This is a genomic window from Roseateles sp. P2_H4, from assembly GCF_056403315.1.
In genome coordinates this window covers 17,884-41,157 of record NZ_JBFUFR010000052.1, presented here as the reverse complement: position 1 = coordinate 41,157, position 23,274 = coordinate 17,884, and the positions used below count along the sequence as shown (strand labels likewise).

The 23,274-nt window shown below is 68.7% G+C and carries 23 protein-coding genes; 12 read left to right on the top strand and 11 right to left on the bottom strand.

Going from position 1 to position 23,274, the window contains the following annotated elements:
• The 7 genes from aptA to AC1DW3_RS27385 all read left to right on the top strand — a co-directional run.
• Nucleotides 1–1,147 (top strand): omega-aminotransferase AptA (gene aptA, locus AC1DW3_RS27415; protein ID WP_477936879.1); only part of this gene is annotated, 1,147 nt, incomplete at its 5' end.
• Between the two features lie 60 nt (nt 1,148–1,207).
• Nucleotides 1,208–2,389 (top strand): esterase-like activity of phytase family protein, encoded by a 1,182-nt coding sequence (locus AC1DW3_RS27410; RefSeq protein ID WP_477936877.1) that lies wholly within the window; start codon nt 1,208–1,210, stop codon nt 2,387–2,389.
• A 2-nt stretch (nt 2,390–2,391) separates the two neighbouring features.
• Nucleotides 2,392–3,279, top strand: coding sequence for a DMT family transporter (locus AC1DW3_RS27405; protein WP_477936875.1), 888 nt, complete (start codon nt 2,392–2,394; stop codon nt 3,277–3,279).
• Between the two features lie 9 nt (nt 3,280–3,288).
• Nucleotides 3,289–4,140 carry a PIG-L deacetylase family protein gene (locus AC1DW3_RS27400; protein WP_477936873.1) on the top strand — a complete coding sequence of 284 codons (852 nt, stop codon included), beginning with the start codon at nt 3,289–3,291 and terminating at the stop codon, nt 4,138–4,140.
• A complete protein-coding gene (locus AC1DW3_RS27395; protein WP_477936871.1) occupies nt 4,137–5,114 on the top strand; it encodes a succinylglutamate desuccinylase/aspartoacylase family protein in 978 nt (325 codons plus the stop codon). The genes AC1DW3_RS27400 and AC1DW3_RS27395 overlap by 4 nt, the downstream gene beginning before the upstream one ends.
• Before the next feature lie 26 nt (nt 5,115–5,140).
• Nucleotides 5,141–6,037: a hypothetical protein gene (locus AC1DW3_RS27390; RefSeq protein WP_477936869.1), complete on the top strand. Its 897-nt coding sequence runs from the start codon at nt 5,141–5,143 to the stop codon at nt 6,035–6,037.
• A 26-nt stretch (nt 6,038–6,063) separates the two neighbouring features.
• Nucleotides 6,064–6,459, top strand: a complete 396-nt coding sequence (locus tag AC1DW3_RS27385) for a ribosomal maturation YjgA family protein (RefSeq protein ID WP_477936867.1) — start codon at nt 6,064–6,066, stop codon at nt 6,457–6,459.
• Here the strand turns inward: AC1DW3_RS27385 and AC1DW3_RS27380 are convergent.
• On the bottom strand, nt 6,443–6,781 hold the full coding sequence (locus AC1DW3_RS27380) for a hypothetical protein (protein WP_477936866.1): 339 nt from the start codon (nt 6,779–6,781) through the stop codon (nt 6,443–6,445). The two genes, AC1DW3_RS27385 and AC1DW3_RS27380, sit on opposite strands and share 17 nt — an antisense overlap.
• A 492-nt stretch (nt 6,782–7,273) precedes the next feature.
• On the opposite strand from AC1DW3_RS27380, the gene AC1DW3_RS27375 reads away from it, so the two are divergent.
• Nucleotides 7,274–7,456 (top strand): hypothetical protein, encoded by a 183-nt coding sequence (locus AC1DW3_RS27375; RefSeq protein WP_477936864.1) that lies wholly within the window; start codon nt 7,274–7,276, stop codon nt 7,454–7,456.
• Nucleotides 7,457–7,555: 99 nt separating this feature from the next.
• Here the strand turns inward: AC1DW3_RS27375 and AC1DW3_RS27370 are convergent, their stop codons facing one another.
• The 5 genes from AC1DW3_RS27370 to AC1DW3_RS27350 form a co-directional block, all read right to left on the bottom strand.
• Nucleotides 7,556–8,185 (bottom strand): glutathione S-transferase family protein, encoded by a 630-nt coding sequence (locus tag AC1DW3_RS27370; RefSeq protein ID WP_477936862.1) that lies wholly within the window; start codon nt 8,183–8,185, stop codon nt 7,556–7,558.
• Nucleotides 8,182–9,045, bottom strand: coding sequence for a glutathione-dependent disulfide-bond oxidoreductase (gene yghU / locus AC1DW3_RS27365; RefSeq protein WP_477936860.1), 864 nt, complete (start codon nt 9,043–9,045; stop codon nt 8,182–8,184). The genes AC1DW3_RS27370 and yghU overlap by 4 nt, the downstream gene beginning before the upstream one ends.
• 172 nt (nt 9,046–9,217) lie before the next feature.
• Nucleotides 9,218–10,831 carry a diguanylate cyclase domain-containing protein gene (locus AC1DW3_RS27360; RefSeq protein WP_477936858.1) on the bottom strand — a complete coding sequence of 538 codons (1,614 nt, stop codon included), beginning with the start codon at nt 10,829–10,831 and terminating at the stop codon, nt 9,218–9,220.
• A complete protein-coding gene (locus tag AC1DW3_RS27355; RefSeq protein WP_477936856.1) occupies nt 10,828–11,274 on the bottom strand; it encodes a hypothetical protein in 447 nt (148 codons plus the stop codon). Before AC1DW3_RS27355 ends, AC1DW3_RS27360 begins: the two co-directional genes overlap by 4 nt.
• A 5-nt stretch (nt 11,275–11,279) precedes the next feature.
• Complete coding sequence (locus AC1DW3_RS27350) at nt 11,280–12,584, bottom strand: hypothetical protein (protein ID WP_477936854.1); 1,305 nt, start codon at nt 12,582–12,584, stop codon at nt 11,280–11,282.
• 141 nt (nt 12,585–12,725) lie between these two features.
• Here AC1DW3_RS27350 and AC1DW3_RS27345 point away from each other — a divergent pair, with 141 nt between their 5' ends.
• The 3 genes from AC1DW3_RS27345 to AC1DW3_RS27335 all read left to right on the top strand — a co-directional run bounded on the left by AC1DW3_RS27345 (nt 12,726) and on the right by AC1DW3_RS27335 (nt 15,831).
• Nucleotides 12,726–13,376, top strand: coding sequence for a DsbA family oxidoreductase (locus AC1DW3_RS27345; protein ID WP_477936852.1), 651 nt, complete (start codon nt 12,726–12,728; stop codon nt 13,374–13,376).
• An 81-nt stretch (nt 13,377–13,457) separates the two neighbouring features.
• Nucleotides 13,458–14,789 carry a PEP-CTERM sorting domain-containing protein gene (locus AC1DW3_RS27340; protein ID WP_477936850.1) on the top strand — a complete coding sequence of 444 codons (1,332 nt, stop codon included), beginning with the start codon at nt 13,458–13,460 and terminating at the stop codon, nt 14,787–14,789.
• 61 nt (nt 14,790–14,850) lie between these two features.
• On the top strand, nt 14,851–15,831 hold the full coding sequence (locus tag AC1DW3_RS27335) for a recombination-associated protein RdgC (protein WP_477936849.1): 981 nt from the start codon (nt 14,851–14,853) through the stop codon (nt 15,829–15,831).
• Here AC1DW3_RS27335 and AC1DW3_RS27330 read toward each other — a convergent pair.
• Both AC1DW3_RS27330 and AC1DW3_RS27325 read right to left on the bottom strand, forming a co-directional pair.
• Entirely contained in the window at nt 15,817–17,268 is a 1,452-nt protein-coding gene (locus AC1DW3_RS27330) for a heavy metal sensor histidine kinase (RefSeq protein ID WP_477936847.1), read from the bottom strand. The genes AC1DW3_RS27335 and AC1DW3_RS27330 overlap by 15 nt on opposite strands.
• Nucleotides 17,268–17,957, bottom strand: a complete 690-nt coding sequence (locus AC1DW3_RS27325) for a heavy metal response regulator transcription factor (RefSeq protein ID WP_477936845.1) — start codon at nt 17,955–17,957, stop codon at nt 17,268–17,270. Before AC1DW3_RS27325 ends, AC1DW3_RS27330 begins: the two co-directional genes overlap by 1 nt.
• A gap of 120 nt (nt 17,958–18,077) precedes the next feature.
• Here AC1DW3_RS27325 and AC1DW3_RS27320 point away from each other — a divergent pair, with 120 nt between their 5' ends.
• Nucleotides 18,078–18,578, top strand: a complete 501-nt coding sequence (locus AC1DW3_RS27320) for a DUF2306 domain-containing protein (protein WP_477936843.1) — start codon at nt 18,078–18,080, stop codon at nt 18,576–18,578.
• Here AC1DW3_RS27320 and AC1DW3_RS27315 read toward each other — a convergent pair.
• From AC1DW3_RS27315 to AC1DW3_RS27305, 3 genes are all read right to left on the bottom strand, one after another.
• A complete protein-coding gene (locus AC1DW3_RS27315; RefSeq protein ID WP_477936841.1) occupies nt 18,562–20,649 on the bottom strand; it encodes a TonB-dependent receptor in 2,088 nt (695 codons plus the stop codon). The two genes, AC1DW3_RS27320 and AC1DW3_RS27315, sit on opposite strands and share 17 nt — an antisense overlap.
• A 94-nt stretch (nt 20,650–20,743) precedes the next feature.
• On the bottom strand, nt 20,744–21,244 hold the full coding sequence (locus tag AC1DW3_RS27310; RefSeq protein WP_477936840.1) for a hypothetical protein: 501 nt from the start codon (nt 21,242–21,244) through the stop codon (nt 20,744–20,746).
• 158 nt (nt 21,245–21,402) lie between these two features.
• Nucleotides 21,403–23,235 carry a M23 family metallopeptidase gene (locus AC1DW3_RS27305; protein WP_477936838.1) on the bottom strand — a complete coding sequence of 611 codons (1,833 nt, stop codon included), beginning with the start codon at nt 23,233–23,235 and terminating at the stop codon, nt 21,403–21,405.
• Between the last annotated feature and the right edge of the window lie 39 nt (nt 23,236–23,274).

The window sequence follows — 23,274 nt, the reverse complement described above, 5'->3', positions numbered from 1 at the left end:
ACACAACCGCAGCAAGATCGTCAAGGCCATCCAGGACCAGGCCGCCGAGCTCGACTTCGCGCCGCCCTTCCAGATGGGCCATCCCAAGGCCTTCGAGCTCGCCGAGCGCCTTGCCGCAATCGCGCCCACGGGCATGAACCGCGTCTTCTTCACCAACTCGGGCTCCGAGTCGGTGGACACCGCGCTGAAGATGGCCATCGCCTACCACCGCGTACGCGGCGAAGGCGCCCGCACGAGGCTGATCGGCCGCGAGCGCGGCTACCACGGCGTCAACTTCGGCGGCATCTCGGTGGGCGGCATGGTCGCCAACCGCAAGATGTTCGGCAGCCTGCTGGCCGGCGTCGACCACATCCGCCACACCCACGACCCGGCGCGCAACGCCTTCTCGGTCGGCATTCCCCAGCATGGCGCCGACTTCGCGGACGACCTGGAGCGCCTGGTCGCCTTGCATGACGCCAGCACCATCGCCGCCGTCATCGTCGAGCCGGTGGCCGGCTCCACCGGCGTGCTGATTCCGCCCCAGGGCTATCTGCAGCGCCTGCGCGACATCTGCGACAAGCACGGCATCCTGCTGATCTTCGACGAGGTCATCACCGGCTTCGGCCGCACCGGCAAGCCCTTTGGTGCCCAGACCTTCGGCGTGACGCCCGACCTGATGACGGTGGCCAAGGGCATCACCAATGGCTGCGTGCCCATGGGTGCCGTGTTCGCCCAGCAGAAGATCCACGACGCCTTCATGACCGGGCCCGAGCACCTGATCGAGTTCTTCCACGGCTACACCTACTCGGCCCACCCGCTGGCCTGCGCGGCCGGCATCGCGACGCTGGACACCTATGCCGACGATGATCTGCTGACCCGCGCCGCGCGCATGGAAGGCGAGTTCGCCAAGGCCCTGCACTCGCTGCGCGAGGAGCCCAATGTCATCGACGTGCGCAACATCGGCCTGGTCGGCGGCGTCGAGCTGAAGCCCCTGGACGGCCAGCCGGCCAAGCGCGCCTTCAACGTCTTCCTGGACTGCTGGGACAAGGGCCTGCTGGTGCGCACCACCGGCGACACCGTCGCGCTGTCACCGCCGCTGATCATCGAGAGCGGCCACATCGAACGCATCATCGACACGCTGCGCGGCGCCCTGCGGCGGGCTGCCTGAGCGGTCCGACTAGACTGCGCGCCGCCGCCGCGGCCCATGCCGCCCTCGAGGATCGAGTTGATGAAGTTGTTCGCCCGCTGTGCCGCCGTCGCGGCCTCCCTGCTGCTGTCCCTGCCCGCCGTCGCCCAGACGCTGACCTATCTCGGCCAGCAGATCGTGCAGGGCAGCCCGAGCTTCAAAGGCGCGCCGATCGGCGGCCTGTCCAGCATCGACTACGTGCCGGCCACGGGCCGCTACCTCGCCATCTGCGATGACCGCAGCGACCGTGCCCCGGCGCGCTACTACGAGCTGAGCCTGGACCTGGCCAAGTTCCGCCGCAGCGCCAGCCCGGGTGACGCCGGCGTGGCCTGGGTCAACATGACGACCATCCTCGACCTCGACGGCCAGCCCTTCGGCCGCAACCAGGTCGACCCCGAGAGCCTGCGCCTGGACGCCAAGCGCAACCTCATCTACTGGGCCAACGAGGGCCAACGCGTGTCGGGCGCCCTGCAGAACCCGACCATCCGGCGCATGAGCCCCGAGGGCAGGCCGGCCGGCGAATTCCCCGTGCCGAGCTATTACCACCCTGCGGGCAGCGCCAGCGGCATCGCGGCCGGTGACGTCGGCGTCTACAACAACCTGRCCTTCGAGAGCATCGCCATCACGCCCGACGGCAAGACGCTGTGGACGATGAGCGAGAACGGCCTGGCCCAGGACAGCCTGCCCACCGCCGTGGGCCGCGGCAGCCGCGCGCGCATGCTGTCCTTCGACCTCGACAGCGGCAAGGCGGGTGCCGAATACATCTACGACGTCGGCCCCGTGCCCTTCCCGCCGGCGCGCCAGGGCGACTTCGCCACCAACGGCGTGCCCGACATGCTGGCCCTGTCGGCCCACGAGTTCATCGTCATCGAGCGCGCCTTCGCCGTCGGTGCCGTGACACCGGGCGTCGCCGCGCTGACCAAGCAGCCCACCAGCAACACCATCAAGCTCTACCTGATCGACACCCGCGGCGCGACCGATGTGTCGGGCTGGCCCAGCATCAAGGGCCGCGAGGTCGTGCCGGTCAAGCGCGCCATGCTGCTGGACCTGTCCTCGCTGAAGAACGACGACGGCAGCGTGCTGGCCCTGGACAACATCGAAGGCATCACCTTTGGCCCGATGCACGAGGGCAAGCGCACGCTGATCCTCGTCTCCGACAACAACTTCAACCCGGCCCAGTTCACGCAGTTCATCGCCTTCACGCTCGATGGCGCTCTGAACTGAGCATGCACCCCATCCCCTGGCGCGCCTACGCCCTGCTCGCGGCCAGCACCAGCCTGGTCGGCAGCTATGTCGGCCTGTCCAAGCTGCTGGTGGCGGCCTTTCCCGTCTTCCTGCTGGCCGGCCTGCGCTTCGGCTTCGCGGCGCTGCTGATGCTGCCCTGGCTGAAGAAACCGGCCCAGGAGGCGCCGCTCGATGCGCGCTCACGCTGGCTGCTCTTCCTCGAGTCCTTCCTCGGCAACTTCCTGTTCTCCATCTGCATGCTGTTCGGCCTGCGGCAGAGCTCGGCCGTGGTCGCCGGCGTCATCCTGGCCGGCATCCCGGCGGCGGTGGCGCTGCTGAGCTGGGCCTTGCTGCGCGAGCGCCTGAGCGGCCGCGTGCTGGCCGGCATCGCCTGCGCGGTCGGCGGCATCGCGCTGGTGGCCGGCGGCAAGCAGGGCGGTGCGCAAACGACGCCGCTGGGCGCCCTGCTGCTGCTGGCGGCCGTGTTCTGCGAGGGCTGCTATGTCGTCATCGGCAAGAAGCTGACCGCCGGCCTGGGGCCGAAGCGCATCAGCGCGCTGATCAACCTCTGGGGCCTGGTGCTGGTCGCGCCGCTGGCGATCTGGCAGGCGCTGAGCTTCGACTTCGGCGCACCGCGCGTGCTGGATTGGGCGCTGCTGGCCTATTACGCCGCCACGGCCAGCGTCATCACCGTCTGGCTGTGGATGGCCGGCCTGAAGGGCCTGCCGGCGGCCAAGGCGGGTGTCTTCATGGTCTTCCTGCCCATCAGCACGGCCCTGATCGGCCTGGCGCTCGGCGAATCGATTTCCGCCGTGCAGGCCCTCGCCTATGGCCTGGCCTTATTGGGTGTGCTGCTGGCGACATGGCCCGGGAATTCCAGTGTTCGTTAGCATGCCGGCATGTCCCTGGAAGCCGACCTCGCCCGCTGGCGCGAGCACCTGAACCGTTTCGCCGCCCTGCTGGGCGACCCGCCCGACGGCCATGCCGCGCCCGCGCCGGAAGCCCGGCCGGGCAGCTGCCTGATTTTTGCGCCCCACCCGGACGATGAATGCATCGTCGGCGCGCTGCCGCTGCGCCTGCAGCAGGAGGCGGGCTGGCGCGTCAGCAATGTCGCCGTCACGCTGGGCAGCAATCCCGAGCGCCGCGAGTCGCGCTGGGCCGAGCTGGTGGATGCCTGCGGCGTGCTGGGCTTCGACTGCATCCGCATCGGCGCAGACGGCCTGTCGGACGTGCGCGCCGACACGGCCGAGCGTGAGCCCGCCCTGTGGGCCGAACATGTGGCCACCATCGCCACCCTGCTCACCCAGCATCGCCCTGCCCTGGTGCTGGCGCCGCATGCGCTGGACGACAACCCCAGCCATCGCGGCGTCTACCGCCTCGTCGCCGAGGCGATCACGGCGGCGCAGCTGGACACCGTGCTGGCCCACACCGAGTTCTGGTCCACCCAGGCCGAGCCCAACGCCTTGGTGCAGACCAGCATCGCCGACACGGCCCGCCTCATCGCCGCGCTGGAGCGCCATACCGGCGAGATCGAGCGCAATCCCTATCACCTGCGCCTGCCCGCCTTCCTGGCCGACGCCGTGCGCCGTGGCGGCGAGCTGGTGCTGGGCGCCGGCGAGGAAGTGCCCAACTTCGCCTTCGCCACCCTCTACCGCCTCGTCGCCTATCGCGCCGGCCAAGTCGTGGCCGACCTGCCGCGCCGCGTCCTCTCCGCCGACCAGGCCCTGTCTTCCGCTCTTCTCAAGTCATGACTCATCCAACCCATATCCGCGTTCACCAGTTCGCCGGCCTGCAGACAGGCCCGCGCCTGCTCGTCACCGGCGCCGTGCACGGCAACGAAGTCCACGGCACCCAAGCGATGGCCGAGATCATTCGCCAGCTGGACGCGGGCGAGCTGACGCTGAAGCGCGGCACGCTGACGCTGGTGCCCATCGTCAACCCGCTGGCCCACCAGCTGAACCGCCGCGAGGGCGACCGCAACCTGAACCGCAACCTGCGCCCGCCCGTCATCGCCCATGACTTCGAGGACCGCATCGCGCGCCAGCTCTGTGCGCTCCTCAATCAGCACGATGGATTGCTCGACCTGCACAGCTTCCAGGGCAACGGCCCGGCCTTCGCGATGATCGGCCCGCGCAACAACAGCGACGAGCTGGAGCCCTTCTCGCAGGAAGCGACCGAATCGGCGCTCGCCGCGCGCCTGGGCGTGGGCCGCATCGTCGAGGGCTGGCTGTCCACCTATGCGCTGGGCCTGCAGCGCCGCCAGCAGCGCGAGCACGACGGCTCGCGCCGTTCCTCGTTGATCTCCGACCCGCACTACGGCGTCGGCACCACCGAATACATGCGCTCTACCGGCGGCTGGGCCATCACGCTGGAATGCGGCCAGCATCTGGACCCGAACGGCCCGACGGTGGCCCGCCTGGCCATCCTGCGCACGCTGGTCTTCCTCGGCATGCTGGACGAGAGCGCCGTCGAACCGCACCGCCCCACGCAGGCGCCCGAGCTGCTGCAGCTCTACGACGTCATCGACCGCGAGGACATGGGCGACAGCTTCGAACGCGAATGGGCTAGCTTCGACACCCTCGCGCAGGGCCAGCGCATCGGCACCCGCGCCAGCGGCGAGGCGGTGCTGGCGCCCAGCGAGGGGCGCATCGTGTTCCCGAACGTGAAGTCGCAGCCCGGCACGGAATGGTTCTACCTGGCCAGGCCGAGCAACCGCCAGCTCTGAGCGGGCCGCCCGCATCAGGCTCCGGCATGCGCCTGCTGTGGGCACTGTCATGGGCGCTGGCCTGCCTGCCCGCGCTGGGCGCGGACGTCGGCATGCCCCTGGTCGTCACCATTCCCTACATGGAGCGCGAGGCGTCCCATCGCGCCTACGCCGACAAACTGCTCGCCCTTGCGCTGGAGCTGTCACGCGACAAGTACGGGGCTTACCGCGTCGTCCAGCAACGCGAGGAGACCGTCATCCGCCGCCAGCTGCTGGAGCTGGAGAAAGGCAGCAGCCTGTCCGTCGCCGTGGCCATGCCGACGCAGGAATGGCTGGACGGTGCGCTGCCGGTGCGCGTGCCCATCATGCGCGGCCTGGCCAGCTTCAGGTTCTTCCTGGGGCGGCAAAGCGAGCTGCCGCTCTACGAATCGGTCAGCACGGTCAATGACCTGCGCGCGCTGAGCATCGGCCAGGGCCCGGGCTGGTCCACCGCACGCATCCTCGAGGACAACGGCTTCAAGGTCGTCTACGGCGGCGCCCACCCCACGCTGATCCCGATGCTGCATTCGGGGCGCTTTCAGTTGCTGATGCGCGGCATCTACGAGGTCGAACCCGAGCTGCAGGCCCAGCAACAGGCCCACCCCGGCCTGCTCGTCGTCAACCAGTTCGCCGTCTACACCTATATGCCGATGTATTTCTTCGTTGCCAGGAACCAGCCCGAGCTGGCCCAGCGGCTGGAGTACGGCCTGAAGAAGGCCTATGCCAACGGGCAGGCCGACCGGCTCTTCAAGAGCAGCTTCGGCGACAGCCTCAAGCTGTTGCGCAACAAGCGCCTGAAGATCTTCCGCCTGCCCAACACCAACATCGACAAGAGCTTCTTCGAGAACGACAGGCCCTGGCTGCTGGATGCCGTCGTGGCGCTGGAAACGGCGGGGCGGCCTTAGGCCCATCTACACAGCTGCCCACCGAGATGCATAGAAGCCGACCCCTGTATGCGCTGCTGGTATTGGCCGTCATTGCCGCGGGGCTGGCGTCGCGCCGATACCCCTGGCTGCTACCGGCGCAGTTCGGCAAATACCCGGGCGATGCGCTGTGGGCGCTGATGGTGATGCTGCTCTACGGGCTGGCCCGGCCCGGCTGGTCGATCGCACGCGCGGCGGCAGCGGCGCTGGCGACTTCCTTCGCGGTCGAGTTCAGTCAGCTCTACCAGGCCGACTGGATCAACGCGGTGCGGCACACGACGCTCGGGCACCTGGTGCTGGGCTCAGGCTTTCATGCCCTGGATCTGCTGGCCTACAGCGTGGGGGTGGTCATAGGCGCGGCGGCTGAGTTGCTGCTGCTGCACCGGCCTAGTACTGCCCGATGAACTGGAAGTGAAGCTCGGGCGATTGCGGGAATTCCGCGGCTCTCAGCTTGGCCTGGACGTCGGCGGCAAGAGCCGAAAGCTGCTCGACGGATTGCGTCACGTATTGATCATGCTCGATGCCCAGCGAAGCCAGCCTTGTGCCGATGTACAGGAAGTAGTCCTCGCCGTCTGTCATGCGCCCGGTATAGGTTTCCAGGCCGACATGCCGCGCCTTCAGGCAGCGGGCATCGGCGCCCGTATCGCAGGCGTCGAGCCCGTCCTCATCGTCGGGATCGAGCTCGAACTTGATGCCGTAGAAGGCGATGAATGCGTCTGCGCCCATGGTGTCGTCTTTCAGTGATGCGACCTGTCGAAGTTCAACGGGCGCAACAGCCGATCAGTTGGTGTGCGCGCTCTCGTGAGACGCGATAATTTTCCCGGGGTTGTTCAAACATCTTGCATGAACTCACGCACGGTTTGCATTTTTCTCATTCTGGCTGGCACTCACGCTGTCGCCGACGCGCAGGTGTTCAAGTGCAAGGCCGCGGACGGTCGCCAGGTCTTCCAGGGTTTCCCTTGCGGCCCTGGCACGACAGACGCGGACCCGCGACCCGCTGCGAAACCCCTAGTGCTCCGGGAGAGAGACAACGGGCCAGGCGCGAATTGGAACGTCGGGCCACGACCAGCCAGTCCGAGCTATCCATCCCAAGCCGCGGCTCCGACGCGGTCCGCGCCGCTTCAGCGCCCGCCCCAGGTTGCGACCGAGTCGCGACCGAGGCCGCAGAGCGCAGCCGAGAGGCTGCTAGCCGAGCAAAGGAGGGCCGAAGACGACAAAGTGGATGCATTCAATCGAATGCAGCGATGCAACTACGCCCGGCAGCAGTTGGGGGTGGTCAAGACGGAGGGGGCGAAGATTTACGCCCATGACAACAAAGGCGAACGTCAGTACGTCAAGGACGAGAACCGCCAAGCCACCATCGCGGCCGCTGAAAGGCGGGTAGCCGCAGAATGCAATTAGCGCTGCTCTTGCCCTCGTCTCCTCGCGAGGTCGATCGGCCGCGCGAGCGCCTGCGCCTCACGCACTACAGCCTGCGCACCGAAGCGCTCTACGGGCCGCCTAACCCATCGTCCCGCGCGCCTGCATCGCTTCGCGCCAGCGACGCAAGTACGGGTGTTCCTCGCCCGGCTTGACCTTCACGACCCGCGCAAAGTCCACCGCGACGACGGCCGTGATGTCGGCAATGCTGAACTGCCCGGCGGCAATGAAGTCACGCTCGGCCAGGTGCTCGTTCAGCCCGGCGAAGAAGGCCCGCACCCGCGCCAAACCACGCTCGGCCAGAGCCGGGATCTGCGCATAGTCGACCGGCCCCGACAACGCGCGATTGGCCATCGCCGGGCTGCTGTTGCGAAAGGCCTCGGCAATCGCCAGCAGGCCCTCGAACTCGACACGCCATTGCCAGCCCGCGATCTGCGCCTTCTCCAGCGGGCTGCGGCCCAGCAGCGGTGGCTCGGGGTAGCGTGCCTCGACATAGGCCGCGATGGCCGCGTTGTCGGTCAGCACGGCGCCCTCCTCGGTCACGAGCGCCGGCACCGTGCACTGCGGGTTGATGCGCCGGAAGGCCTCGCCCATCTGCTCGCCGCTGCGCAGGTCCACCTGCACGGTCTCGTGGGGCGCGCCCTTCTCCGCCAGCAGGATGCGGGCACGGCGCGGGCTCGGCGCGGTGGCGCAGTCGTAGAGCGTCATCATGGCGCGAGCCTGTCCTGCGTCTTCAGATCGAAGTCGCTGGCCTCGTGGCGCTCATGCAGCTGGCTGGCCGGCTCACCCCAGGTGCGGTTGACCTTGCGGCCGCGCTTGACGGCGGGCCGCTGGGCGATCTCGTCGGCCCAGCGGATGACGTGGGTGTATTCGTGCACCGACAGGAACTCGCCCGCGCCGTAGAGCTGGCCCTTGGCCAAGGCGCCATACCAGGGCCAGGTGGCCATGTCGGCAATGGAGTACTGCTCACCCGCCAGATACGGGCGCTCGGCCAGATGGCGGTTCAGCACGTCGAGCTGGCGCTTGACCTCCATCGCGTAGCGGTCGATGGGGTATTCCTGCTTGGTCGGTGCATAGGCATAGAAGTGGCCGAAGCCACCGCCAAGGAAGGGTGCACTGCCCATCTGCCAGAACAGCCAGCTCAGGGCTTCGGCACGCGCCGCTCCGCCTTCGGGCAGGAAGGCGCCGCCGAACTTCTCGGACAGGTAGAGGAGGATGGCCGCGGACTCGAACACCCGCACGGGCTGCGCACCGCTGTGATCCATCAGCGCGGGGATCTTGGAGTTGGGGTTGGCCTCGACGAAGCCGCTGCCGAACTGCTCGCCCTCGTTGATGCGGATGAGCCAGGCGTCGTATTCCGCACCGGCGTGACCCAGGGCCAGCAGTTCCTCCAGCATCACGGTGACCTTGACGCCGTTGGGCGTGGCCAATGAATAGAGCTGCAGCGGATGGCGGCCCACCGGCAGGGCCTTGTCGTGCGTCGGCCCGGCGATGGGTCGGTTGATGCTGGCGAACTGGCCGCCGCTGGCTTTGTCCCAGGTCCAGACCTGGGGTGGGGTGTAGTCGGTCATGAGAATTCCAGTTTTTTGGGCAGGCGTATTTCGGGCCGAGCGCCGGGCCGCTCCCTAGCCGGCCCGCGATGGCGATGTGCGTGCGGCTCAAAGCCGCATGCATCGCCGTCCCCTCGGGGGGACCGACCAGCCTGGCCCGCGTTCAGCGCGGCCAGTCTGGGCGAGGGGTTGCTCAACCCGTCAACGCTAGCGCAAAAGCCAATTTCCCGTTCCGCTTGACGTGATAGAGCGCCTCGTCCGCCGCACGCACCAGACCTTGCGGGTCGGTGCCGTGCGTCGGTAGGCAGGCCACGCCGATGCTGACGCCGACCCTGACCTCCTCGCCCGTGGACAGCCGAATGGGCAGGGACAACCCGTCGAGCAGGCCGCGCATGACCTGGATCAGCACCGCATCCGCGGGACCGACGTCGCGCAGCGCGATGAGAAATTCGTCGCCGCCCAGGCGCGCAACCAGGTCGGAGGAGCGTCGCACCGCGGTGCGCATGCGGTCGGCACAGGCAACGAGGACTTCATCGCCGCTGGCATGGCCATGGGTGTCGTTGATCTGCTTGAAGCCGTCCAGGTCGACGCAGGCCACGCAGACGGACGTGCCGCGCGCCTGCGCATCGGCCAGGAAGCGTTCCAGCGTCGCCTGGCCCGCCGCGCGGTTCTTCAGCTGCGTCAGCGCATCGTGCTCGGCCCGGTGGCGCACCTCGTTCTCGTCGCTCTTGCGCTCGGTAATGTCGTAGATGACGCCCTCGACCGTGCGCCCGTCGACATGCTGCACGGAGATCAGGCAGTGCACCCAGCGCCTCTCGTCGCCCTGCTGCACCAGTTCCAGGTCCGCCGACACCGTCTCGCCGCGCTTCACCGCGTCGTCGACCATCTGCCGGACCTGCTCGGGCCGGCTGAAGACGCGGGTGATGAAGTCGTCCTCGCTGAGATTGCGCAGATCGGCCATGCTGAGGCCGACCACGCGCGATACCGTCGGATTGCCGTTGATGAGGCGGCCTCTCTCGTCGAGCACGAAGATGCCGGCGCTGCTGGAGTCGAAGATCTGGCGGTACTGGGCCTCCATGGACTCGACCTCGGCGCGCAGCTTGCGTTCGACCTGCAACTGGCGCTCGTTGCTGTCCAGCAGTTCGTTGGCGCCCGCGATCAGCACGCCGATCTCGTCGCGGGCATGGCCGGGAGGCGCCTCCAGCCGCTGGGCCGAGCCCGGCGTCATGCGCCGCAGCGCGCTGGCCAGGCGCACGATGGGGCTGGACACCATGCGTGCCGCCACCAGGTAAAGGACGAAAGCCAGCAGCGCCGCCTGCCCCGCCATGGCAGCCGCCAGCGTGTAGGCCTCACGGTCCGCATCGGACCTGACCTTGGCGTCGTTCAGGTGGATGCGCAACTGGCCCAGGCCTTCCTTGGCGTCGAAGGGCGACATCAGCGGGCGCGTCAGCAAGGTGGCAGTCTGACGTTCGACGGCGCCTGGACGTACCACCTTGGCCAGTGCGCTGCCGTCGGCGGCCACGACGGCCACCACGTCCACCAGCTCGTTGCGCACCAGGCCCCCGGCCACCTCCTGCAACAGCACGGCGTCGCGGGCATAGGCACCGATGGCCAGGGTTTTCTCGACGGCCGTGGCCAGCGCCTCCACGCTGCTGCGGCCACTGGCCAGCGCACGCGCCTGGCTGAGCTGGTAGGCGACGGTGGCCACGACGAGGGCCAGCAGCGTGGCGCTGGCAAACACCACCAGCATGAAACGCAGCTGCAGGCTGTTCGCGCCGCGGACCCGGGGCGCTGCGGTCTGCGTCATGGGCTCGCGGCTTCCTTGATGACCAGCACGGAGCGCAGGCCCGGCTCGGTCGGCTCGCGACTCAGCCAGCCCAGCGCGCCGGGGTTGCGGCGCAGCATGGTCGCCATGGCGGTTTCGTCCGGCAGCGATCGCGGCGGTGCGCTCTGGCCGGAGAACATCAGCCGCGACCAGTAGCTGTTGACCTGGGCCACGCTCATGCCGGTCAGTGCCAGGTAGAAGGCGCCGCGGCGTGGGTTGTCGCGCGGCAGGTCGAAGATCAGCGCGAAGTCACCGTTGGCGAAGGCGCGGCTGCGCCCCATGAAGAGGTCGACGGCTTCCTTCTGCGTCAGGCTGTGCTGCGGGTTGCTGGCGTGCACGACGATGTAGAAGTCGGCGTGCGCCGGCAAGGCCAGGCCCCCGACGGCAACAGCCGCGGCGAGGGTGAGGACATTGCGGATGCCCATGGCCTTCAGAAGATGAAGTCCACGACGGCGGTCGCGACGTTGGCGCGGCCGGCCGTGTTGTCGGTGCCCGTCCACAGGCCGGTGCCATTGGCGTCGACGCGGATGCGGTCCCATTGCAGCTTGAGCGCGGCCTGGGGGTGGAAGTCCCAGCGCGCGCCGATCGACGCCGTCGATTGCTGCACGCGCGAGCCGTTCACCGAGGCCGTGACCGCGCTGCCCAGGATCTGGGCGCCGGCCGCGGCCGGCAGGCCGATGACCGGCGTCAGCACCGCCTGCCAGGCGGGCATGGCCAGCGCGGGCATGGCATCGCGCGTGCGGCCGTAGGCGACGTAGGGCGTCCAGTCGCCGAAGCGCCGCCCCACGGTCACATAGGCCGAGGTCTGATCGATCAGCGGCCTGGCCTGGATGCGCACGATCTCGGCGCTCCACTGCCAGTCCGCCATCTCGTGGCGCAGGCCGAGCTCCCAGAAGGTGGCCCAGAGGGCCGAGGCGCCCAGGCGGTCGCGCAGCACGCGGGCCTGATCAGCCACCGCGGGGATGGGCAGGCTGCTGAGCTGGACCAGGCCGGCCACCGCCTCCTGGGCGCTGGACAGGTCGATGTCGATGCGGGTGCGGGCGACGCTGGCACGCAGCAGCAGGCCGCCCTCCTCGCGTGACAGCATGCCGCCCATCACGCGGCGCACGCGGCTGGGCTCGGCGGTGTGCAGGTCGCCGATTTGCGCCGTGCCGGTCATCAGCTTGGCGCGCCACTGCGCGTCGCCCTGGATCCAGCTGCGCGCCACGTCGGCACCGTCCAGCGTCGTGGGCAGGATGGCGTAGAGCTCACCCGGCGGGCGGGCCGTCATGAAGCCGTAGCCGACGTTGCGGTAGTCGGCCATCAGAAAGGCGTCGAGATTGACGCGGCCGACACGCAGCGCCCATTCCGCGTTGGGACGCCAGGCCGCATAGGCCCACTCCAGCACGTCGCTGTCGGCTGCGTAATAACCACGCTTCTTGGCAATGGCCTGGGCCACGAGTTCGAACTTCGTGCCCAGGCTGTAGTTCAGCTGCGCACCCAGGCGGGTGTCGATGTCGGGGCGCCAGCCATCGCCATTGGCTGACTGGCCCAGCTCGCGCCGAAAGCCCCAGCCGTCGGGCGCCTCCACATGGCTCAGCCCGAGGCTACCGAAACCGCTGAACCGCAGAGCCGAACCACCGGCCGGTCTGTCGGCCTCCTGCGCCTGGGCGGCCCCGATCGCCACAAAGGCACCCAGGCCTGAGAGCAGGCCATGTTTCCAGCGGCAGAATCTTTTGCAGGTCTGGGCGGGCATGACGGGATGGGTGCGGCAAAGCCATTATTAGCTTCGCACCACGCAGCGCAACAACTGCCACCGCAATCAATTGCAACCCCATCACGCTTGTCTCAAGCCTGCAAACCCCAGGGTCATCCAGGGCCCGCGAAAATGCCGCCCATGCGTATCGACTTCATCTCCGACATCGTCTGCCCCTGGTGTGCCATCGGCCTGTATTCGCTCGAGGCGGCCGCGGCCCGCATCCCCGGGCTGGAACTGGACCTGCACTTCCACCCTTTCGAGCTGAACCCGGGCATGGGCCCCGAGGGCCAGGACATCGGCGAGCACCTGGCCGAGAAGTACGGCGCCAGCCCGGCCCAGCTGGCCGGCACGCGCCAGGCCATCAGCGAGCGGGGCGCAGCCCTGGGTTTTGACTTCAGGCCCGGCGCACGCAGCCGCATCTACAACACGCGCGACGCCCACCGCCTGCTGCATTGGGCCGACGAGGCCTTCGGTGGCGCCACGCAGCGCAGCTTGAAGGTCGTCATGCTGAAGGCCTATTTCACCGAAGGCCGTGACGTGTCCAACCACGCGGTGCTGCTGGAGCTGGCCACCGGCGCCGGCCTGCCCGAGGCCGAGGCGCGCGAACTGCTGGCGGGCCAGCGCTATGCCGAAGAGGTCGCTGCTGCCGAGGCCGAGGTGCATGCCCAGGGCATCCACGCCGTACCGGCCATCGTCGTCAACCAGCGCCATCTGATCCAGGGCGGCCAGTCGGTCGAAGTCTTCGAACAGTTGCTGCGCCAGGTCATGGACGAACCCCGGCTCGCCTGAGCGATAGCCATGCCCCCTCCGGAGGGGGTATCCCGGTGCAGGACGCCCGGCTAGGCTGCCCTGGTCTCAGGGAGCCCCCAAATGAAAGCCTTTGCCTGCACCAGCCTCGGCCTGCTCACGGCCGCCTGCGCCCTGGCCACGCCGCCCACGGCCGAGACCACTTTCCACATTCGCCAGGCCAACAGCGCCAACAGCGGCAATTTCGCGACGGGCGACATCGCCGTCATGGGCATCCTCAACGTGCAGCCGCCCGTGGGCAGCCCGGGCGCCTATGTCTACGGCTTCGTGGCCAACTGCCCGACCGGCCTGAGCTGCGACTCCCTCGCCACCGACCCGGACTGGCGCAAGCTGGGCCTGTACGAGCGCGACTGGACGTACTACCCGCACCAGTACTTCGCCTCCACGCCCTACAACCCGGCGCTGACCGGCAGCTGGCGGCTGCTGCTGTCCACCGCCGCCAACTACACCGCGGGCAACACGCTGATCGTGCAGACGCCCGAGCTGGGCAACGTGGGCATGATGCCCTTCGTGCAGTCCATGACGATCAGCGGCGCGGGCCTGACGCCCAAGGTCAGTTGGACATTGCCGGCCAGCACACCGGACGGCATCGACCAGATGCGCATCCGCGTGCAAGACAACACCCACCCGGTCACCGTCGAGTCCCGCGGCAGCGTGCAGCGCAGCTTCCAGCAGTCCGACATGATCTGGCAGAGCCCCGTGATCGCCAGCCCCGACTTCACGCTACCCACCGGCTTGCTGAACTACGGCACCGGCTACTCCATCAGCATCGACCTGATCCACACCCGCGCCGACGGCTCGCCGCTCTCGCGCTCCAGCTCCTACTTCGACTTCACGCCCATCAACCCGGCCACCCTGCCCGCCGGCGTCAGCAACATCGCCCTGCCCACGCTGACCCCGGTGCCAACCACCAGCGGCCTGCTCGCCGGCCCCCTCTACGGCTTCAACATCGGCAACGTCGGGCCCAACCAGATCACCTTCATCGACCCCGTCGTCGCCACCGGCTTCAGCTACACGAGGGGCGCGGGCGACCCCAACTTCAAGGCCGTGCAGGTGGCCAGCAATGTCGGCGATGGCCTCTACGAAGTCTGGACCTGGAGCGGCGGCGCCTGGCAGCAGAGCGCCGGCGCCGTGGCGGCCGGCGCGAGCTTCGACTTCACGGCCCATGGCTTTGCGGCGGGCGTGGATCGCTTCCAGATCCGCGGCATCGAATCGTCTGCCAACGTCAACGCCTTCGACGTGACCGGCTTCGTCACCGGCCTCACCTTCGTGGCCGACGGCAGCTTCACGGGCACCATGCAGGCCATCACGACCGCCGTGCCGGAACCTGCGACTTGCTGGCTCTGGATGGCGGGAGCCGGCGCCTTGCTGACATGGCGCCGCCGCCGGACCTGAGACAATAGGCACTCAGTTTCCGAAGCCCGCCGCTGGCGGGCTTCTCGTTTCTCCAGCGCCCATGTTCAAGAACCTGATCACCTACCGCATCGGCGAAGGCTGGACGGCCGACGCCAAGCTGCTCGCCGAACAGCTCGCCAAGGAACCCTTCCTCGCCTGCGCCCCCACCCAGCCCCTGGCCGTCGGCTGGGCACCGCCCCGCGGTATCGAGCACGCGCCCCTCGTCGAAGTCGTGGACGGCCACTGGCTCGTCAAGCTCAAGCGCGAGCAACGCCTGCTGCCCTCCTCCGTCGTGCAGGAGCGCATCGACGAGCTGGCCGAGCACATCGAGGCCACGACCGGCCGCAAGCCCGGCAAGAAGGCCAAGAAGGATCTGAAGGAGCAGGCCACGCACGAGCTGCTGCCGCGCGCCTTCACCAAGACCTCGGCCACGCAGGTCTGGATTGCGCCCAAGGAAGGCCTGCTCTTCGTCGACGCCGGCTCCAGCAGCCGGGCCGATGAAGTCGTCACGCTGCTGATCCAGGCCAGCCCGGGTCTGAGCCTGCAGCTCGTGCAGACCGCCGAGAGCCCCGCCGCCTGCATGGCGGCCTGGCTGCTGGACGGCGTGACGCCCGAGGGCTTCCAGATCGAACGCGAATGCGAGCTCAAGGGCAGCGACGACGAGAAGCCCGTCGTGCGCTACGCCCGCCACCCGCTGGACATCGACGAGGTGCGCGCCCATCTGACCAGCGGCAAGATGCCGACCCGCCTGGCCCTGAGCTGGAACGAGCGCGTCGCCTTCACGCTGACCGAGAGTTTCACGATCAAGAAGATCAGCTTCCTGGACCTGGCCTTCGAAGGCAAGCCCGAAGCCAGCGGCGACGAGGCCTTTGATGCCGACCTGGCCCTGGCCACCGGCGAGCTGAGCCGGCTGATCCCGGCGCTGATCGAAGGCCTGGGCGGCGAGCATGACTTCGCCGCCGGCCCTGCACCGGCCCCGGTGCCGGCCGCCCTGCCCGCCAACGTGCCCGAGGAAGCCCTCAGCGAGTCACCGCCCTGGTGAGTGGCCGGGCCGCGCGGGGAAATTCAGATACCCCGTCTGCGCGGGGAAGCGCAGCTCGAAACGGATCGTCCCCGCCGGCGTGCATGACACCCGCGCCTGGCCACCGTGCAGGGCCATGATGGCCTTGACGATGGCCAGGCCCAGCCCGCTGGACTCTGCCGGCCGGCCGCGCGCCGCATCGGCGCGGTAGAAGCGGTCGAACAGCCGCTCCAGCTGCTCGGCCGGAATGGGCAGGCCGTCGTTCTCCACCGCCAGCGTGGAGCCGGCCTCGTCCTGGGTGCCGATCAGGCGGATCGTCGTGCCCGGTGTGCTGTAGCGCAGCGCGTTGACCACCAGGTTGTGGACGGCGCGCCGGCACAGCGGCAGGTTGACGAGGGCGGCCCCGCTGGCCTGCACGTCGAAACGCAAGCCGGCCTCGTCCGCCGGCCCCTCGAAATACTCGGCGATCTTCTGCAACTCATCGGCCATCACCAGCGGTGAGCGCTCGAGCTCCAGCGTCGCGTGATCGGCCTGGGCAAGGAAGAGGATGTTGTCGATGGTCAGGCGCAGCCGGTTCAGCTCTTCCAGGTTGGACTCCAGCAGCTGCTGGTAGTCCGCGGCGCTGCGCGGGCGGTTCAGCGCCACCTGCGTCTGCCCGATCAGCACCCCGACGGGGGTGCGGATCTCGTGCGCCAGGTCCGCGGAGAACTGCGACAACCGCTCGTAGCCGCTGGACACACGGTCCAGCATCGCGTTGAACACGGCCACCATGTCCTGCAACTCCTGCGGGGCGTCCTTGTCGGGCAGGCGCAGGGCCAGGTTGATCGGGTTGATCAGCGCCGCCTGCTCGGCCACGCGGCGCAGCGGCCGCAGCCCGTGGCGCAGCACCAGCCAGACCAGCAGCGTGCAGGCGCCCATCGCCATGAAGGTGCCGATGAGCGCCTGGTTGCGGGCGTTGACGATCATCTGCATCTCGCTGACGAGAGGATGGCCCGCGACTACCTCGATCAGCGCCCCATCCTGGCCGGAGCGCGCCTGGGCCGAGACCCAATGCATGCGCGGCTGGCCCCGCACCTGGTCGTCACGCACGTGCTGAGGGTCGAGGGCGCGGTCAGCCGCCACGGGCGCGAAGGCCGCGGGCACCGGCGCATGGTCGGGGTTGACCTCGACCAGCGGCGCCTCGCCGGCGCGGCGCAGGATCAGCACGTCGCTGGCCGTGCCCAGCAGCGCCTCGAACAGCAGGGAACGGTCACGCAGATCGGCAATGGTCTGCGCATCCGCGACGAGGCGACGGAAATGTTCGGCGCGTGCGATCAGCTGTTCATCGGCATGCGCGGTGATGCCGGTGCGTGCGGCGAAGAAGAAATACATGCCCAGCATGCCGGTCGTCCAGACGGCGATCAGAGCGCACAGCAGCGTGACGCGGACCGCCAGTGAGCGCGGCAACCAGCGGGTCATCATTCGATGACCCCATCGCCAAACGCATAGCCGATGCTGCGCACAGTGTGAATCAACGGCGTTGCGAAAGGCTTGTCCACCTTGGCGCGCAGGCGCTTGATGGCGACGTCGACGACGTTGGTGTCGCTGTCGAAGTTCATATTCCACACTTCGGAAGCGATCAGCGTGCGCGACAGCGCCTCGCCCTGGCGCTTTACCAGCAGGTGCAGCAGCAGGAACTCCTTGTTCGTCAGCGCGATCTCGGTGCCCTCGCGCGTCACCCGGCGGCGCAGCACGTCGAGCTTGAGGTCGGCCAATTCGTAGACATCCACCTCGCGCGCCGGACCGCGCCGCAGCAGCGTGCGGATGCGCAGCACCAGCTCGGTGAAGGAGAAGGGCTTGACGAGGTAGTCGTCGGCCCCGAGCTCCAGGCCACGGATGCGATCGCCGAGCTGGTCGCGCGCGGTCAGGAAGAGCACGCGCATGTCGCCCCTCTCGCCCCCTTTGCTGCGCAGGGTCGGCATGATCCGCCAGCCATCGATGCCGGGCAGCGTGACGTCCAGCACCACCAGGTCGTAGGCGTTGGCCAGCGCCATCTGCAGGCCGTCGGTGCCGGTGCGGGCCAGGTCGACCGCATAGCCGCTTTCGCGCAGCCCCTTCTTCAGGTAGTCGCCGGTCTTGGGATCGTCTTCGATGACGAGGATCTTCATGCGGGCGGATTTTGCGCACTTGCGGCGCCCGGCAGATGACGTTTTTGTCATCCACATGTCACCCCCAAGCGGCGCCTGGATTTCTAGAGTTCAGCCCTCCGAACTTTCGCAGCGCCTCCCATGCCTCACCCCCTGTCCACGCTGGGCATCGCCCACACCGCCATCAGCCTGCTGCCCCTCGTCGCCGGCCTCTACGCCTTCGCCCGCCATCGCCGCATCGCCCCCGGCACGCGCTCCGGCCGTGTCTATGTGGCCGGGCTGGTGCTGTCGGTGCTGACGGCCTTTGGCCTGTCGAGCACGGGCGGCTTCAACCCCGGCCATGCGCTGGGCATCCTGGCGCTGCTGGCGGTGACCGGCTCGCTGCTGGCGCCCCGCCTGGCCTTCCTGGGCCGCGCGCGCCCCTATCTGGCCGACTTCGGGCTGTCCTTCAGCTTCTTCCTGCTGCTGGTGCCGGGCATCAACGAGACGCTGACCCGCCTGCCCGCCGGCCAACCGCTGGCCAGCGGGCCGGAGTCGCCGCTGGTGAAGTCGGCGCTGCTGGCCTGGCTGCTGCTCTTCCTGGCCGGCTCGGTGCTGCAGGCGCTCGCACGGCGACAGCGCACGCTCAGAACCCCAGCTTGAACGTCACGCGCACGGTGCGCGGCTCGGCGGGGTGGACATGCCTGTCGGCCACCGGTGCGGCCTCGCCTGGCAGCTGCGACTCGTAGAAATACTCGATGTCGTTGACCTTGCGGTTGCCGAGATTGAAGACGTCGAAGGTCACTTCGCTGCCCTTCCACAGCTTGCGGCTGACGCGCAGATTGGTCGTCAGCGAAGAGCGGGAGCGCACGCTGTTGTCCTCGACCAACGAGCCCGCGCCCAGATAGCGCCACTGCACACTGGCCGACCAGGGGCCGAGGTCACGCAGGGTGACGGCGATGGAGCCGACCTTGTCCACGGCATTGGGGATGCGGTTGCCCGCCGGATCCGCGTTGGCGAAGCGCGCATGCGTCCAGGCCAGGTCGGCGTCGATGAGTAGCCAGGGCAGCGGGATGTAGCGGTTGTTCCACTCGACGCCGCGGCGTTTGCTGGGCCGGTTGGCCTCGGTGGCGCCGGCGTCGCCGACGTAGACGAGCTCGGAGTCGAAGTCGAGCTTCCAGAGCGCGACCGACGACTGCAGGCCCGGCACCCATTCGGTCCGCGCACCCAGTTCCATGCCACGCGCCGCCACCAGGCCCGGCACCTTGTCGACCGCGTCGCCCGTCTTGGGATCGACAGTGGCCGTCATGCCGCGTGCGTCGTTGCTGTGGAAACCCCGGCCGGCGTTGAAGAAGAACTCCGTCTTCGCCCACGGACCGACGATCAGCGAGAACTTGGGCGACAGCAGATGGGCCGAGGCGCTGCCGGAGTTGGTGGCATTGCTGTAGCTGTGTACCTTGAAGCGCGCCTCGTCCGCGCGCAGGCCGACGACGGCGCGCAGCCAGGGCGCCAGCTCGACCGACGTCTGGCCATAGAGGCCGGCCAGCGTCTCGCGCACATCGTCGTCGCGCGTGGTGGCGGTGACGCGGCGCTCGATGGCATCGAACAGGCCGACGCGGGCACGGTCATGGCGCAGCTGCAGGCCGATCTCGCTGCGGGCGGGCAACCCGCCCAGCGCGTGATCGACCGCATGGCTGGCGTTGAAGCCGTGGACGCTGCGCCTGTCCTGCTGCGAGAACTGGTCGCCGTCATCGGGCCGCTCCAGCGCGTAGGTGAAGTTGGAGAACAGCTTGAGGCGGTAGTTCATCGCGTACGCGGCGACGCGCGTGCTGCCGCCGTCGCCGTTGCGATGCCACTCGCCGGACAGGCTGCTGCGCTGGGTCTCGCCGCCGTCGCTGGTGTCGACCGCGTCGAAGCGGCCGAAGGATTTGCCGTTGAAGGTGCCGGTGGCCATGAGTCGCTCGGGCACCTGGTCGGTCGAGTTCCACCTGGCGTCATAGGCCATCAGGCTGGCGCTCCAGCCCTCGGCCTGCGTGCCGCCGGACAGCGTCAGCACGCCATTGCGCTTGCGCAGGCGTTCGGGCAGCTTCCAGGGCCCGTCGTTGTGCTGCACCTCGATGGCGCCCAGCAGATGCATGTCGCCCAGATGCGTGGAGCCCGCGCCGACAAAGCGCTGGAACTGGCGCTGGCCCAGCGTCAGCGCGGCGAAGCTCTCGTCCAGCGTGCTGCGGTAGGCGATGTCGGCCGAGCCGGCCGCGGCGAAGTCGCCGTTCCTCGCAAAGTAAGGTCCCTTGCGGTACTCGATGCGGTCGACCAGTTCGGGGATGAGGAAGTTCAGGTCCGAATAGCCCTGGCCATGGCCGTGTGAGGGCATGTTGACGGGCAGGCCATTCACGCTGGTCGCGAAGTCGGTGCCGTGGTCGAGGTTGAAGCCACGCAGGAAGTACTGGTTGGCCTTGCCGTCGCCGGAGTGCTGGGTGACGATGAGGCCGGGCACGAACTCCAGCACCTCGCCCGGGCGCAGCGCGGGGCGGCTCTTCAGCAGTTCGGCGCGGATGCTGCCTTGCGAGGCGGCGTCACTGCTGCCGATGGCGTTGTCGTAGTGGCGACCCGTGATCTCGACCTTTTCCAGCACGGCGGCAGCGACGATGACCGGCACCTCAGCCTGGGCATGGGCGATGGAAGCGACGAGCAGGCTGGCGGCAGCCAGCAGCGTCAAACGATGCTTGGGCATGGAGATCTCGGAAAGCGCGGGAGCACGCCGCCTGTCGACTCGGGACGGGCGGAAGGCGGGAGAGCGTCGGGGCGGCGCAAGTGCGCCGGCATGCTCAGCCGCGGGGCGGCGTCAGCGGCGGCGCGATGGCGTGGTCACGCCAGTCGAGATCGACCGCAACGGGGTGGTCGTCACCCCGAGCGGCGGGCAAGGTCAGGCTCACGGGGAGCCAGGCCAGGAAGGCCGTCACACCGCCTTGCGCGGTGTCGTCGCTTGCGTCGCCGAGGTCCAGCACGTCGGCGGTGTCAGCCGCGTGCTTGTGAAAGACGCCACCATGTTCATGCATGCCGGCAGCCGGCCCCTTGTTCGCCAGCCAGGTGGCCCTGGACCCGGTCAGGCGCGGGTCCTGGGCGGCGTGCAGCTGATCCAGCAGGGCTCGCAGCGGCTGGGCCAGGCCGGACAGCAGGGAATCATGGGCAGCGCCCGTGTGCACATGCCGATGCCCCTGGAGGCCGGCCACGAGTTGCACCACGCCCTGCAGCGGCAACACGACGAGCAGCAGCGCCAGGACGGCGGCGCGCGTTCGTTGCAGCAGCGATGACAGGGCGATTGGCACGGGCGTGATGACGGAGGAGCGTGACCGACAGGAGAAAGCAAACGGCGCATCTTCGGCTGCAAGGATTGCCAGCGTATGACACCCACTCCTGTCCTCTTACGCAGGCAAGCCCCAACTGGATCAAGCCGACTCGTCTTCAATCGTGGGGAACGGTCTGCCTAGGCCGGTTCGATGACGTTCATCGCCCGCCAGCCATGCTCACCCGCGCTCTGCCACAGGCCGTCGCCGGTGATGCCGATGACGAAAGGCTGGCCGTCGCTGACGCAGATCTCGCGCGCCCGCCCGCCGCCCGGATGCTCATCCCAGCCCGATGCACCCTGGTAGGACCAGATGCCGTCGTTCGTCCCGACGGCCCAGAACTTGCCGGTATCGGCATCCACCGTGAGGCGCTTGCCACTGCCTCCCCCGGCGAACGGCGCCCAGCCGTTGGCGCCATCGCTCTTCATCATGGCGCCATTGGCGTGGCAGATGAACGGCCGGCCCTGGTAGACGCACAAGTCCTGCGCGACAGCGTTGCCGGGGTGGGCGCTCCAGGTGTGGGTGCTGGACGAGTAGCTCTTGACCGCGCCGCCTGTCGTCAGGCACCAGAGCTGACCGCTTTCGGCGTCGACGGCCAGGCGCTTGGCCGAGGGGCTGCCGGGCAGCCGTTCCCAATGATCCACCCGCCCCTCCCAGACTGCGTCGTCGCTGCCGATGACCCAGACCTGGCTGCCGCGCACGGCAATGGCCTTGGCGTTGCCGCCGGGGTTCTGGTCCAGCCAGACGCCCACGAAGCCGCGCGCCGGCAGTGCCTGGCTGCTCAGTCGCACAGCCCCGTCGGGCTTGCGCACCACCCAGACCTGCCGGGTCGAGCTGATCGCGAACTGGCTCACCGCCGCCGCACGCGTCGTGACCACCGGGTTGTCCGATGGCCAGATCGCGCTTTCACCCGTCGGCACGCCGCGGCCGGCCAGCGGCACCCAGGGCGGATTGGCCTGGCCGAGCTGGTTCCGGGCGACGGCGCGGGCATGCACCCAGGTCAGGGGCCTGGGCGCATCGACCCAGAACAAGGGCCCCGTATTGCGGCGGTTGCTGTGGATGTGCATGTGCGGGTTGGTGGAGCTCCCCGAATTGCCCGCCAGGCCGAGAAAGTCGCCAGCCTTCACGTGGCGGCCGGCGGCCGCCAGGTCGGGGTTCAGCGAGCCCTTCTGCATATGGGCGTACAGCACCGACTCGTCGCCACCGTCGGTCGCGATCATGAAGAAGTTGCCATTGCCGTCGCCGATGGATTCGATCCGGTCCAGCACCGTCTGGCTGAGCGGATTCTTGGCGTCGGCGTTGTTCGGGAAGTTGCTCCGGCAAGCCTGCACCACACCATCGGCGACCGCGTAGATGGGCTTGCCGAAGATGCGGTAGTCCTCGTTGCGGTGCTGGTCGCCGCCCGGCAACAGCGGCGACAACGGGTTGCCGCCGGTGACGCCCACGTCATAGGCATGCACCTGGGCAGGGTTGTCGTGGCTGTGGCCCAGTCCGCTGACGGCCCAGAACTCGCCGGGCCGCATATCGCGCACGTCCGACCAGAAACGGTAGGCCCCGCCGGGGCTGGCGGCGCGTTCCAGCGACAGCACCAGCTCCAGCGGCTGGCTGGCCGTGCTCGACGTGATGGCCACGCGCACGCTCAGCGTGCCGGTGGGGATGCTGAAGACATGGCTCTGTGGCAAGGGACACCAGCCTCTGTCGGTCGCCGCTCCGTTGGCATTGACGCTGCCCTCGGGCTGGAAGGTCCAGGACACCGCCATGTCCTGCTGAGCCGTGCTGCTGCTCAGCACCTTGACGGAGACACCCACGATGTGGATGGCCTTGGAAGAGGTGTTGGTGATGTACAGCGCCAGGTTCATCAAACCCTCGTCGGCACCGCCGGCATTCGGCGCGCTGCGCAGGTAGCGCACCGAGCCGCCCACCCTGGGCTGCACTTCGACCGAAATCTGAGGCTTGAGTGCGACGACAAGCATGGCGAGGCTCCGGGACGAAAAGGCCGATGCTGCGCCGCC